The sequence below is a fragment of the Streptomyces sp. NPDC002602 genome (genome assembly GCF_042889445.1).
GTDB lineage: Bacteria > Actinomycetota > Actinomycetes > Streptomycetales > Streptomycetaceae > Streptomyces.
Map to the genome: position 1 here is coordinate 70,032 of NZ_JBIAQX010000013.1, position 13,576 is coordinate 83,607.

The 13,576-nt window shown below is 73.7% G+C and carries 10 protein-coding genes; 3 read left to right on the forward strand and 7 right to left on the reverse strand.

The annotated features are described in order from the left end of the window. Positions 1 to 402: 402 nt before the first annotated feature. From ACFYW3_RS28060 to ACFYW3_RS28075, 4 genes are all read right to left on the reverse strand, one after another. The gene (locus ACFYW3_RS28060) at positions 403 to 561 is read right to left on the reverse strand and encodes a DUF6760 family protein (protein ID WP_199826461.1); all 159 of its coding nucleotides are present in this window, start codon (positions 559 to 561) and stop codon (positions 403 to 405) included. Next, positions 558 to 1,070 (reverse strand): hypothetical protein, encoded by a 513-nt coding sequence (locus ACFYW3_RS28065; protein ID WP_351757654.1) that lies wholly within the window; start codon positions 1,068 to 1,070, stop codon positions 558 to 560. The genes ACFYW3_RS28060 and ACFYW3_RS28065 overlap by 4 nt, the downstream gene beginning before the upstream one ends. Continuing rightward, positions 1,070 to 1,513: a phage tail protein gene (locus ACFYW3_RS28070; RefSeq protein ID WP_053676562.1), complete on the reverse strand. Its 444-nt coding sequence runs from the start codon at positions 1,511 to 1,513 to the stop codon at positions 1,070 to 1,072. The genes ACFYW3_RS28065 and ACFYW3_RS28070 overlap by 1 nt, the downstream gene beginning before the upstream one ends. A 72-nt stretch (positions 1,514 to 1,585) precedes the next feature. After that, positions 1,586 to 3,187 carry a phage tail sheath subtilisin-like domain-containing protein gene (locus tag ACFYW3_RS28075; protein WP_389387724.1) on the reverse strand — a complete coding sequence of 534 codons (1,602 nt, stop codon included), beginning with the start codon at positions 3,185 to 3,187 and terminating at the stop codon, positions 1,586 to 1,588. Between the two features lie 265 nt (positions 3,188 to 3,452). Here ACFYW3_RS28075 and ACFYW3_RS28080 point away from each other — a divergent pair, with 265 nt between their 5' ends. Both ACFYW3_RS28080 and ACFYW3_RS28085 read left to right on the forward strand, forming a co-directional pair. After that, positions 3,453 to 5,171 (forward strand): DUF4157 domain-containing protein, encoded by a 1,719-nt coding sequence (locus tag ACFYW3_RS28080; RefSeq protein WP_389387725.1) that lies wholly within the window; start codon positions 3,453 to 3,455, stop codon positions 5,169 to 5,171. An 85-nt stretch (positions 5,172 to 5,256) separates the two neighbouring features. Further along, a complete protein-coding gene (locus tag ACFYW3_RS28085; protein ID WP_389387726.1) occupies positions 5,257 to 6,669 on the forward strand; it encodes an RICIN domain-containing protein in 1,413 nt (470 codons plus the stop codon). A gap of 74 nt (positions 6,670 to 6,743) precedes the next feature. Here ACFYW3_RS28085 and ACFYW3_RS28090 read toward each other — a convergent pair whose 3' ends face one another. The 3 genes from ACFYW3_RS28090 to ACFYW3_RS28100 all read right to left on the reverse strand — a co-directional run bounded on the left by ACFYW3_RS28090 (position 6,744) and on the right by ACFYW3_RS28100 (position 10,371). Continuing rightward, positions 6,744 to 8,837 (reverse strand): ATP-binding protein, encoded by a 2,094-nt coding sequence (locus tag ACFYW3_RS28090; RefSeq protein WP_389387727.1) that lies wholly within the window; start codon positions 8,835 to 8,837, stop codon positions 6,744 to 6,746. Beyond that, a complete protein-coding gene (locus ACFYW3_RS28095) occupies positions 8,834 to 9,520 on the reverse strand; it encodes a DUF4255 domain-containing protein (protein ID WP_351762850.1) in 687 nt (228 codons plus the stop codon). Before ACFYW3_RS28095 ends, ACFYW3_RS28090 begins: the two co-directional genes overlap by 4 nt. A gap of 164 nt (positions 9,521 to 9,684) precedes the next feature. Next, entirely contained in the window at positions 9,685 to 10,371 is a 687-nt protein-coding gene (locus ACFYW3_RS28100; RefSeq protein ID WP_389387728.1) for a LuxR C-terminal-related transcriptional regulator, read from the reverse strand. Between the two features lie 305 nt (positions 10,372 to 10,676). Here ACFYW3_RS28100 and ACFYW3_RS28105 point away from each other — a divergent pair, with 305 nt between their 5' ends. Continuing rightward, a complete protein-coding gene (locus ACFYW3_RS28105; RefSeq protein ID WP_389387729.1) occupies positions 10,677 to 13,520 on the forward strand; it encodes an AAA family ATPase in 2,844 nt (947 codons plus the stop codon). Positions 13,521 to 13,576 lie beyond the last annotated feature (56 nt).

Here is a 13,576-nt window from a genome sequence, read left to right on the forward strand (position 1 = left end):
TCCGGGGCGGGCCGTCCGAGGCTCACGACCGGCCGGGCGGACTCGGTCGGCGCGCCCGAGAGCAGGCCGCCGCCCGCAGCGGGGTCCAGCACCGCGGGAGAGGAGCCCCGGGTGAACGAGGGGTTCTGCCAGGTCGGCAGCCGCCCGCCGAAACCGGTGTCCGCGACGCCCGTCGGTGCGCCGCCCGTCGTCCGCCGCATCGGCGGCAGGCCGGCCCAGGCGGCGACGGCCACCGGGGCCGCGGAAGCCTCCGGGGCCCCGGAGGTCGCGGGAATCGCGCCTCCGGAGGCCGCCGCGGACGTTGTGCCCGCGGGTCGTTCGGTGTCCGGAGCCGGGGAGCCGTCGGGCGCCGCCGTGCCTCCGCTCCGCCGTCCCCTCAGCCGGTCCAGGAATGCCACGTGCTCAAGCCTCCGGGGCGCCGCGCGTCACGAGGGACGCGATCTGCTCGGTGTACCGGCGTCGATCCTGGTGCTCCAGGTCCAGGATCGCGTCCGGGCCCCAGTGGAAGTGGTAGGCGACGTACGCGATCTCCTCGTGCAGTCGGTCGGTCGCGTACGTCACGATTCCCCCAGGCGGCTCCCGCCGAGCTCCACCTCGAAGGGCTCCGAGCAGTGCGGGCACTGCACGGCCGCGCGGGTGTGGCCCTCCGCGTTGATCTGGCGGTAGAAGTCCTGGAGGAACGCCAGGTCGGACGCGAACATGTTCTCCACGATCCCGTCGTGCACCATCGACAGCGTGCCCAGCCGGACGATGACCCGGCCGAGCAGCACCACCGAGAGGTACGCCGGGTTCTCCTGTACGCGCACGTCCCGCAGCGGGACCAGTTCGTCGCGCGCCGTGGACAGTCGCATGACACCGTCACGGTGCACGGTGCCGGAGTCGTCGACGTACCCTCGCGGCAGCTCGAAGGGGAACTCGGTACGCAAGGACTGCCTCGGGGTCTGTTCGGTCGGCGGGCCGGCGGGTCCGCGGTCCGGTGCGGCGGCGGGAGCCGAGCGGGGGAACTCCGCCCCCGCCGCCGCGGTCTGGGGCGCCATCGAGGCCGGAGCCTTGGCAGCCGAACGCCGCATTACTCGATGACCAGTTCTTCGAACACGATGGTGACGGTCTCGGTCAGCGCCGCCGCCTCGCCGGCCTTCACGGTGCTCGCGTCGATCTTGCTGCACCAGGCGTTGCGCAGGTTGTAGCGCTTCACCGGGTTGTTCTGGAAGTCCATCATGATGATGGAGGCGTTCTTGCGGGCCGTGCTCATCTGGCCGCGGATCGAGTCGTTGATCCACTGCGTGAACGAGGCCGACTGGGTCATGCCGCGCACGACCGTGCACTGGCCGTTCTTCTGCACGCCCGGCAGCAGCGACACCTCGGCCCGACCCTGCGCGCTGTTCTGCTGGTAGGTGATGACGTCCTGTTCGAGGGTGAGACCGCTGACCTCGGCGAGATACTCGACCATCACCCCGTCGATCTGGAGACCGAAGTTGTGTGACGTGAGGGCGTCACCCGGCTGGAGACTCATGCGTTCGTTGTCCTTCTGAGGAGGGGAGGGGCTCGGGGAGGCGACGGGGGCGGAGCCGGGCTCCGCGCCCGGTTACTCCTCCAGCTCCCCGTTGCCGCCGGAGAACTGCGCCAGTCGGAAGATCACGAACTCGGCGGGCTTGACCGGCGCGATGCCGATCTCGCAGATGACCCGGCCGAGGTCGACCGACTCCGGCGGGTTCGTCTCCTCGTCACACTTGACGTAGTACGCCTGCTCGGGGCTCTGCCCGAACAGGGCGCCGCCGCGCCACTCGTTGACCAGGAACGCGGAGACGTTCCGGCGGATGCGCGCCCAGAGGTTGTGGTCGTTCGGCTCGAACACCACCCACTGGGTGCCGATCAGGATCGACTCCTCCAGGTAGTTGAAGTACCGGCGGATGTTCAGGTAGCGCCAGGCCGGGTCGGAGGAGAGGGTGCGGGCACCCCAGACGCGGATGCCGCGGCCGGGGAAGGCCCGGATGCAGTTCACGCCGATCGGGTTGAGCAGGTCCTGCTCGCCCCGGGTGATCTGGAGTTCGAGGTCGACGGCGCCGCGGACGACCTCGTTGGCGGGGGCCTTGTGGACACCGCGCTCGGAGTCGTTGCGGGCCCAGATGCCGGCGACGTGGCCGCTCGGCGGGACCAGGCGCGACTGCCCGGTCGCCGGGTCGAAGGACTTGATCCAGGGGTAGTACAGGGCCGCGTACTTGGAGTCGTAGTTGGCCGTCTCCTGGCGCCAGACCCGGATGTCACGGGCGTTCAGGCCGGGCGGCGGGTCGATGATCGCGACCCGGTCGCCCATCAGCTCGCAGTGCGCGATCAGACCGAGCTGGACCGCCTTGACGGCCTCCAGGTCGATCGCACCGCGCTGGTAGGCGGCCATCAGGTCGGGCACGGCGACCATGGAGATCTCGTCCACGGCCTCCAGACCGCCGAAGCCCGTGCGGTCGGCGGAGTCACCGAGGTACTGCGCCGGGCCGGGGTGGGAACCCTCGGCGCGACCGGCCGGCGCGGCCGGCTCCACGGGCGCGGGCGGCGGCGCCGGCAGCGCCACCGTCTGGTTCTCCGGACGGGCCAACTGCGCGGACGGCGCGGCCTCGGTCACGACGATGAGCTTGGAACGCTCCTTGACCTGCGTGACGACGTAGGAACGGTTGCCCTTCTTCGCGCTCACGTCGAAGGTCTCGACCGGCTTGTCGCCGTCCTTGACGATCAGCTTGAAGCGCTCGGCGGGCCCCTCGCCCTCGGCGTCGGCGACCTCCACGGACAGCGGACCGCCGCCTTCCGCGGTGGCCGCCACGGCGAACGTACCGAGCGGACGGGACTCCGCGGCGGGCAGCGCGGCCCGGGGAGCCGCACCGGTGACCGCGGCGGGCGCGGACGTCTGCGCCTGGCCTGCGGCGTCCTCGGCGGAGCCGCCGACGCGCACGACGTACGCCGCAGAACCGCCGTTGTTGAAGAACCCGTACACGGAGTGCGCGAGGTAATAGCCGTCGGTGAAGTCGCCGAAGGCCGCGACGTACTGAGTCCAGTTGGTCACCAGCGTGGGCTCGTTCAGCGGGCCGGTCGGCGCCAGACCGACGAACGCGGCCACCGACGTGCCCACTCCCTCGATCGGGCGCGAACCGCTGGCCACCTCCTCGACGTAGACGCCGGGCGACAGATAGGACGGCATGCTCTGCTCTCCTCGGGTACGAGACAGGACACTCCACCCTGACCCGAGGGTCGCGCCCGCCGAAACGTCCCCCGGTACCCGAGCGGGGGCACCGTCGTTGCCCCCGCCGCTGCCCCTCCAGGCAGCGGCGGGGGCAAGGGCGGTACGCCCGGGCGAAGGGGGCCGTCCCGGCTGCCCCGAGGTCTGCCCCCGCGGACCTGTGGGGTCGGCGGGGGATCGGGTAGGGCTGGATGGCCAGTCGTCCGGACAGTCGAGAGAGAGCGTCATGCGCGCGCACGGTCAACGGAATCCGTCGTCGGACGAACGGGACACCTCCCGCCGGGCGGTGCCGCCGAGCCCGCCCGTACAGAGACTGCTCAGCCTCCACCAGGCGGCGGGGAACGCGGCCGTGGCCCGCGCCGTCGAGGCGCGGCGGCACCGGCACGGCCCCGGCTGCGGGCACGCGGAACCGACCGTCCAGCGCCGGGAGTCCGCGCGGCACGAGCACGACCACGAGCACGGCCATGGCCACGAGCACGAGGGGGAGCGTGACGCCGGGCCCGCGTCGCAGCTCGGTCTCCTCGGGGCCGCGCTGGCCACGCCGAGCAGCCCGCTCCCCGACCCCTTCCTGAGCAAGGCGAAGGCGTTCTACCGCAACGACCACCTGGGTGCCGGGCAGGTCCACGACAACCCGGCGGCCCAGCGCGCCACCGCGGCCCTGGGCGCCCACGCCGTGACCGTCGGCAACCACATCCTGCTCGGGCCCAAAGCCGTCGGCAACACCGAGATCCTCGCCCACGAGACCAGCCACCTCGACAAGAACCTCCGGGGCATCCGCGAGACGGGCCACGACAACGGCGCCGGCATGGCCGTGACCGACCCCGGACAGGGCTCCGAGCGCGCGGCCACGGCCGACGGCGCCGCCTTCGCGGCAGGACACGGCACCGCCCCGTCCATCGCCCGGCGGACGGCAGTCGAGGAGAGAGAGGGCAACGAGACCGTCCTGAACGCCGCGGGCCCCGGCGCCCCGGCCGTCCAGCGCACCCTCTGGGAGTTCGAACCCGGCGGCACCTACACGGACGCCGTCGACACGAGGGAGACGCGCTGGCGCAACAAGGACGACGACCAGGACATCCGCACCTCCGCCCAACTGGGCGTCCCCCCGGGAACCACACCGCGCCACACGGACGTCTACGACGACCAGACGGGCAAGGTGCACAGCAGCGGGAACGTGACCTTCTCCAAGAAGGGCACCATCGCGGAACGCGACTACCCCGAACGCGAGTCGAAGGCCCGCCGCGAACTGGTCACGGCCAAGCGGTACATCGCCACGACCCTCGCCCTCCTGAAGTCCGCGGGAGACAATCCGAGCGGCGCGCTCCTGAGCGGGCTGCACTCCGGTTTCCCGGCCCTGCGGGCCATGACGCCCCGGCAGATCGCGGCGTTCCTGCCCCGTGTCGCCGAGGTCGTACTGCGCATCCAGGCGGGCCTGGACGCCCAGGGCGCGCAGATCGCCCTGGTCGGCACGGGCACCGGCGTCCCCTCCGAGGTCATGGGGTGGGTCGATCCCACCCTGGGCGAGCGGATCTCCCGCGCGACCAACCCGGACCTGCAGAAGAGCGAGGCGCTGCCGACGATGGACGCGGGTCGCTCCGGCCCCATCCACCTGACCAAGGCCGGCCAGATCGCCTGGTACGTCATCCACGAGGCCACCCACCGGTTCGCCGGCACCCTGGACTACCAATACAGCCCGCGCGACGCGGAGCTGACCCAGGACACGATCGCCGACAGCCTGGCCCGGGACTTCCCCGAGGCCTCCGCGGAGCAGGAGAGGACCAACCTCGGCAAGCGCGCCCTGAGGGATCCGGGGGAGTACACCGGGGAGAACGACGACTCGGACCGCCAGCCCAACTGGTACGCCATGGGACAGCGCGCCCTGATGAACGCCGACTCCTACGCCCAGTTCATCATGATCGTCAACGGTGAGCGGGCGCCCAGGACCTGAAGTCGCGCGTGAGGGTCCGCCGGGGCAACCAGCTCTGCCCTCAAGGCCCCTGACCGGCGGCGCGGGCGCGGTTAGCGTGCCGGGGGTGAGCCTTTGGACTTCGCTGGAACCCGCCTCCGTCACCGTCGACCCCGGCAGCAGCACGCGCGTGCGCCTGCGCGTGCGCAACACCGGTGACGTGGTCGACGAGTATCGCTTCGAGCCCGTCGGCGACGTGGCCCCATGGATGACGGCGGAGCCGGCGACCCTGCGGTTGTTCCCGGGCACCACCGGGACGGTGGAGTTGACGTTCGCACCACCCCGGACCCCCGACGCCACCGCCGGACCCAACCCGTACGCGGTGCGGATCACGCCGACCGAGCATCCCGAGGCCGTGACGGTCCCGGAGGGGAACCTGACGATCACCCCGTTCACCGAGGTGCGCGCGGAACTCGTGCCGCCGATCGTGAAGGGCCGCTTCCGCGGACGCCCCAGGCTGGCGGTCGACAACCTCGGCAACACCAAGGTGACGGCTTCGGTCGCGGGCAGCGACACCGGCGACCACCTCGCGTACGAGCTGCGCCCCGGGAACGTCCAGATCGAGCCCGGCAGGGCCGCGTTCGTCGACACGACCCTGCGGCCCCGGCAGGTCATCTGGTTCGGCTCCAAGGAGCAACGGCCCTACACCCTGGCGGTGCGCCGCTCCGGAGTCGAGCCGCTGGACGTCGAGGGGACCTACGTCCAGCGCGGCTTCCTGCCGCGCTGGCTGGCCACCTTCTTCGGGCTCTTCCTGGCCCTGTGCGTCGCCTTCGTGATGATCTGGATCGCCTACAAGCCGCAGGTCCGCTCAGCGGCCACCGAGGCCACCGAGCAGGTGGGAGCCGTCCTGCCCCCCGCCCCGGCCCTCTCCCCGCCGCCCCCGCCGCCGTCACCCAGCGCGGAACCGGAACCGCCGAAGACCGAGAAGCCCAAGGAAGACGGCGGCGGAGGCGGCGGAGGGGAGGCACCGAAGCCGTCGAAGCCCGCGGGACCGCCCCCCGTGGTGCCCGCCGAGAACGTCCTGCTGCGCAACGCCGCCACCCGCAAGTGCGCCGATCTGCCGGGCCGCGAGAAGGGCGCCATCAACACGGCGGTCCAGCAGGCCAACTGCGACGGCACCGCCGGGGACAACCAGCTCTGGAACCTCGAGGTGAAGTACCCGAAGCTCGGCCCCGGCGGGAAGCCGCTCTTCCAGATCCGCAACACCACGGACAAGTTCTGCATGGACCTCGGCGAGTACGGCGGCCGGCCCGTGGGCACCGGCATCGGCGAGTTCCACTGCGTCGGCACCACCGCCGACAACCAGCTGTGGTGGATCGAGAAGCAGGAGAGCGGCGACTACTGGATCCGCAACTTCGCCAGCAACAACAAGTGCCTGAACGTGAACGGCGGGGCCAACACCGGGGACCGGCTGGACATCTCCGACTGCAGCAACACCGGCAACCAGGAGTGGAAGATCGTCCACCCCAAGGCCGGCTGAGGCCCTCGGCGGCCGCCCCCGGTCACCGGGCCCGGTGACCGGCGGCGGCCGCCAAACCCGGTGAGCCGGCCGGATCACCAGCCGCCCTCGCCCGGCACCAGCCGCCCCGCCTTGCGGTACTCCCGCCGGGCGCCCTCCAAGAGGTCGTCCGCCGTCACCTCGCCGTCGCGCCCGGCGGCGAGATAGGCGGCCGTGACCACCGCGCTGCGGATCGAACCGCCCGCCAGCTCGAAGTCCCGGGCCAGCGGCGCCATGTCGATGCCGTCGACGGCCGGCACGTGCGCCAGCCCGTACCGCCACAACGCGAGGCGCTGCCCGGGGTCCGGGAACGGGAAGTCGACCACCAGGTCCAGGCGCCGGGTGAACGCCTCGTCGATGTTCGCGCGCAGGTTGGTGGTGAGCAGCGCGATGCCGTCGAACGACTCCAGCCGCTGGAGCAGGTAGGAGCTCTCCATGTTGGCGTAGCGGTCGTGCGCGTCCTTGACCTCGGAACGCTTGCCGAAGACGGCGTCCGCCTCGTCGAAGAGCAGCACGGCGTCGGTGCGGTCCGCCTCCGTGAAGATCCGCTCCAGGTTCTTCTGGGTCTCGCCGACGTACTTGTTCACGACCGACGACAACTGGACCACGTACAGATCGAGACCGAGGTCGGCCGCGACGACCTCCGCCGACAACGTCTTGCCCGTACCGGACTCCCCGGCGAACAGCCCGAGGACGCCCCGGCCCCGCCCACCGCCCGCGCTGAGCCGCCAGTCGCCGAGCACCCGGCCGCGGTGACGGGCCCGCAGGGCCAGTTCGCGCAACTGCCCCAGGGGCCTTTCGGGCAGGACCAGGTCGGTCCAGTCCACGGCCGGCCGGATGCGGCGGGTGTGGCTCTCCAGCCCCGAGGCCGACTGGCGGCGCGCGGCGCGCCGCACATGGGCGGCGGTGACCGGACCGCCGTCGAAGGCGGCCAGCGCGTGCGCGGCCCGGGCGGCCCGCCGCACGCGGTCCCCGCCGAGGCGGTACGGGGCGACCGTCGCGGCCAGGTCGAAGCCGTCGGCGTCCGCGCCCAGCGCGGCCCGCCAGGCGGCCGTCCCACCGTCCCGGCGGCCCGGCGCGTCCAGGACCAGGGGATCCTCCGGGCACCAGTGGGGGTCGTACGGGCGGGGGTCGGCCAGCAGCACGGTCACGTCCGGCGCCGCGGCGAGCGCCCGTACCAGCGGGCCCGGCTGCTCGGGCAGCGCCGGAACGACGACGGCCCGGCCACTGAGCCGGGCCTCGCGCAGCAACTCGGCGACGTGCTCACCCGGTGCCGCGCAGCACAGCCCGTCCAGGCCCGCGGCGTGCAGGGCCGCGGCGTACGCGGCCAGGCCCTCGCCCTCGCGCTGTTCCCGCAGGTAGACGGTGGCGGGGCCGGACTCCAGGAGGGCCGCGAGCCGGTGGGTGAACTCCTGCGCGCCCGTGTCGGAGGGCAGCGGCTCCGGCATCGGGTGCAGCAGGTCGAGCAGCGCCGCGTCCGGGGTGTCGTCGCCGAGGAGATGCCCGATCAGCCGGTCGGGCACGCGCAGGGACCGCGTCAGGAAGGGACGTTCGGATTCCTCGACCTCCAGCAGGCCGAGGGCCGCGAGGGGCGCGCAGGCGTGCAGCCTGGCCCGGGCCGGCGCGGACTGCGCGGGCACCCCGCACAGGTCGAGGGCGAGTCCGACGGTGGCCCGGCGCCTGCTCACGTCGTCGTTGAGATAGCCGTAGAGCGGCTCGAAGGTCCGGTCGACGTCGGGTGCGAGGGCGACGAGCACGACGGCGACGTCGAGCGCGGTCAGGCCCGCCCGCCCGGCCAGCACGGCCAGCCGGTCGCCGGTGGCGGGCGCCTGCTCCCCACCGACGGCCGGACCGGAGCCGGCGTCGGTCGGGCCCTGGGCGTCGGCTCCCGTCCCGCCGTTCGTCATCGGCGGCCAGGTGCCGAGGAGATGGCGCACCCCCTCCTCGGACAGGTAGAGGCCGCGCAGGGGATCGTCGGCCGTGGGATCGCCGGCGGCCCGCCGTTCGACCAGCGCGGACACCCGCCCGCGCAGCCCGTCGAGACGGGTGAGCAGCGCACGGGCGGGGTCGGCTTCGGTGTCGGGCGGTGGTGTCGCGGCGCTGGCCGCCTCCGGACTCGGCGCCGACGAGACGGCGTACGGGGCGTTCACCCGGCGTCCGAGCCGCGGGGGGCCGCGTCCTTGCCGGCGACCCGCGCCGCCCGGGCGGCCGCCACCTGGTGGGGACGGTGCGAACGGCCCTCGGACACCGCCGGGTCGCCGTCCAGCCCGCCCACCCGCAGTGTCGCGCCCTCGGTGACCGGCGGCCCCGCGTCGTAGTCGGGGTAGGCCGGGAAGGGCACGGTCACCACCAGGTCGAGGGACGGCTTCAGTTCACCGCCGAGCGCGGACCAGATCTCGGCGAGCGACCGCGACTCCGTCTGGATGCCGGCCACGGACAACGGCACGGAAAGCCCCAGCGTCCCCAGCGAGCCCGGCAGTTCGTCCGGCGGCACCACCTCGCGGGGCAGCAGCGTCGCGAGTACGGCGGACAGCAACCGGTGCTCGTCCAGCGGGGTCTTCGTCCACGCCGTCACCAGGTACGACAGCCTGAACCAGCGCGGCGGCCGGCTCCGCCGCACCACCACGTCACGCTCGTCCCGTATCCCCACGTGCCCGCGCTGACGCCGGGCCACGTCCTCCCGGATGTCGTACAGATAGCAGTTGACCACGGGGGCGTTGCGCCGGGCGGCCCAGTCACGCGTCGGCGCCTCGAAGGCCACCTCCATGCCCGAACCCGTCAACGCCCCACCGCCGAGGAGGCCCTTGAGCATCTCGTCCACCTCGTGGATCACGCCTGCACTCCCGCCTCGCCCGCACGACCGATTCCGATCGGCCCGTCGTCCACCGTCGATCGTCCCCGGGCTGCCGTCCGACCCGCAGGGGCACGAGGGACGATCGAGGGGCAGCCCGGGCTGCCCCGGCGGACACCTCCGGCCGTGTTCGTTTGCCCGGACGGTCAGATGTAGCCTTCCCGAAGGGCAAAAGCCACGGCGTGCGCCCGATTGCGCAGGTGAAGCCTTGTGGTGAGTCCGTGCATGACGTTCTTGACGGTCCGTTCGGAGTAGGACAGCTTGCCCGCGATCTCACCGGTGTCAAAGCCCTCGGAGACCAACCGCAGGACGTCCACCTCACGGGACGTCAGCCCGAGGGCCGGGGCGCCGGCCCGGCCCGCGCCCCGGTGCAGCGTGCCCACCTGGTGGATGAGCCGGCCGAGCAGATCGGCGGGCAGATCGCCGTCACCGCGGGACGCGGCCAACACCGCCTGCACCAGCCGCTCGCCGGTCGCCTCGTGGCGCCAGACGATCGTGCCGACACCGCACTCCACCACGTCCATCAGCTCGTTCTCGCGCATCGCGCCCACCACGAGTACGGCGCGCGCCCCCTCGCTGCGCACGATCCGACGCAGCCGGGTCAACGCCGCCTCGTCGAGGGCGTCCTCGACGAGCAGGGCCACCGTGCCCGGACCGGATTCCTCGCGAAGCTCGATCTCCGGGTGTCTGCGCAACAGGTCGACCGCTCCCGCGAGGCCGATCGGGTCCGCGGCGGACACCGCCACGGGGACGCGCCGGTCCCCGGGACCGGCGTCGTGGCCCGTGCCGGGAGCGGACGGGGTCGTCATCGTGGTGCGGGGTGAGTTGAGCAACCGTTTCCCCTGTTCAGTGGCCCGCCGCGCAATGCGGGCCGGTGGCGGATGAGCACCCTCCACCCTTCTGGGGTCGCCACGGGAACCGCAATCGTGGAGCACCACGAGCCGCACCACGAGACCGCGCCGGCGAGCACCACGAGGCCGGCGCCCTCGGCGGCCATCACCGCAGGTCACAGCGGGTCTCTTCGGCATTCGGCCAGGTCGCGGGGTCGGCAGTGAGGTACGCCACTTCCTGCCACCGCGCCACGGAATCCGTCGTCTCACCCGGCGGCGAAGCACACCCTTCACCACAGGAGGCACGGATGACCAGGCCGCTCCGTGAACGCGACCGCGCCCGGGCCCTGATCGCGGCCGAGACGGAGCGGGCCCTCGCCGGTTCCGGCGGCATGGTGCTTCTCCAGGGAGCCACCGGAACCGGCCGTACCGCCGTGCTGGAGAACGCCGTTCGGGACGCCGCGGCCCGGGGCCTGCGGGTGCTGTGGGCACGGTGCTCCCCGGAGGACACCGGGATTCCCTTCGCCACCGTGCTCCAACTCCTCGGACCCGTGGCGGACTTCACCGACCTCTCTCCCGAGCACGACGACCGGGGGAGCGCCGCCCGCCTGTGGCGGCTGCTGCGCGCGTACGCGGACGAGGGCCCGCTCCTGATGGCGATCGACGACGTCCACCTGGCCGACGCCCCCTCACGCCGCTGGCTGCGGGAAGCGGTGCGCCACATCGACCGCTTACCGGTCCTGCTCGTCGCCGGCGAACGCAGCCAGTACGACATCGACCCCCGGCATGCCGGGCTCGCCCGATCCCTGTCCCCGTCCCTCGTCCGCACCCACACCATCGACCCGCTCGGCGACACGGCCGCCGCGGAGCTCGTCCACGCCGCCCTGCCGGCGGCCACCCCCGACTGGACGGCGGAGTGCGTACGAGCGGGCGCGGGCAGCCCCCTGCTGCTCCACGCCCTGCTCGACGACCTCGGCGGCCCGCGGCCGGACGGCCCCGTACCGGACACCGTCCCGCCCCTGCCGGACACCTGCGCCGCGCTGTACCCCGGCAGCTATCCGGCGGCCGTCTCGTGGTGGCTGGACAGCGCGGGCGCGGCGACGGCCGAGGTGGCCCGCTGCCTGGCGGCGCTGGAGGAAGCCTGGCCGCAGCCGGAGGACCAACGGCCCGCCGGCGACGCGGGCGACGCGGTGGGACCGGACGTGGCCGGAGTGCTGGCGGAGGCCGCCGGCGCCGATCCCGCACGCGTCACCGGCTGGCTCACCGCCATGACCCGCATCGGACTCCTGCGCCCGGACCCCGCCGGCCTGCCCCGCTACGCCCACCGACTGCTGCGGGACGCCGTGTTGACCGGCTGGCCGACGGTGAGACGGGAGGCCGCGCACCTGGTGGCCGCGAGGACGATGCTGCGGCGCGGCGAACGCGTCGAGGCGGTCGCCGCACACCTGCTGCGCACGCCGGGCGTCGGCAAGCCCTGGACGCTGCGCGTACTCCAGGACGCGGCGACGGTCGCCGTGAACGACGCCCGCCCCGGCGACGCCGCCGGCTATCTGCGCCGCGCCCTGGACGAACCGCTCTCCGACGACCGGCGCCAACGGCTGCTGACCGAACTGGGCTCGCTGGAGTACGCCTCCGCCGACGGCGCCGTGGCCATCGCACGCCTGGCGGAGGCACAGCACCTGCCGGCAGCACCCCGCGACCGGGTGCGCACGGCCGTCGCCCTCGGCACGGCCCTGGTCGGCCGGGGCGAGGTCACCACGGCCCTGGAGGTGCTGCGGCGCACGGAGGGCAGTCTGGACGGACATCCGGGACTCACCCGCACCGTGCAGACCGCCACCGCCCTGCTGTCCGACGCCGACCTCGTGACCCGGCAGGAGACCTACCGCCGGCTCTCCGAGAGCGGCGAGTACGCGCCCGAACTCGTCGGTACCGCCAGCCGGGCCCTGCTGGTGCGGTACGAGGCGACGGCCGGGCTGATCTCGGCCGGCGAGGCCATGACCCGCGTACGGGCCCTGCTCGCGCAACCCTCCGACCCGCTGGCCGAGCCTTTCCTCCTGGGCACGGCGGCGGCCGTCGCCGAATGGGCCGACGAACTCGACGAGGCCGAGCGGCTCGTGGACCGCGGCCTGGCCGGCCAGCACCCCGCCCTGCTCCACCCCATGGAACACGCCCTGCTCAACACCCGCGCCGACATCGCCGCGGCCCGCGGCGACATCGCCCGACTGATCGCCGTGCGCGGCGACGGCGCGGCCGTCGCCGCACGCGCCCACAGCGGACCCTCCAACCGGGACGCCCACGTGCTGATGGCACTCGTCCACACCGGGCGCTCGGACGAAGCCCGACGGCTCGCCGACGCCTTCGACCTGAGCCGGGCCCCCGAATCATGGGAGCTGAACCGCTTCCTCTACGCGCGGGGAGTACAGCGCCTCGCCGCCGGCGACCCGGCGGGCGCCCTCCACGACTTCCTGGAGTGCGGCCGCCGCCAGAGCGCCCGTGAGGTGCTCAGCCCGGTCGTCACCCCCTGGCGGACGGCGGTCGCCCAATGCCGCCTCGCGCTCGGCGGCGGTCAGGAGGCCCTGGCCCTGGCCACCGAGGAACTGCGGCTGGCCCGGGTGTGGAACACCCCGCGCACGGTGGGCCGCGCCCTGCGCGTCCTCGGCACCGCGACCGGCGGCCGCCGAGGACTGGACCTCGCCGGACAGGCCGTCGAAACCCTCAGGGACGCGCCCGCCGACGCCGGCATGGAACTGGTCGAGGCCCTCCTCGCCCAGGGCCGCCAGTTCCTCGCCGCCGGCGAACGCGGACGCGCCCGCGACCCGCTGCGCGAAGCGGCGGACCTGGCCGAACGCAAGGGCGGGCTACGCCTGCTCGCCCTCGCCGAACAGGCCCTGCGCGAGGGAGGCGCCCGCGTCCCGACCGCGTCGCGCACCGGCTCGGGGGCCCTGACCGGCAGCGAGCGCCGCATCGCGGACCTGGCCGCGGCCGGGCGGACGAACACCGAGATCGCCGACCTGCTGCACTTGGCCCGCCGCACCGTGGAGACCCATCTGACGAGCACCTACCGGAAGTTGGGCATCCGTCGCAGGGCGGAACTGTCCGCCGCCCTGGGCCGCCCCCGCCCGCCGGCCACCGACCCCCCGGAACCGCCCTGACACCGTCCCGTGCACCCGCCAACGGACGGTCCGCGGCGGGGTCGAGGCCTTCCCGC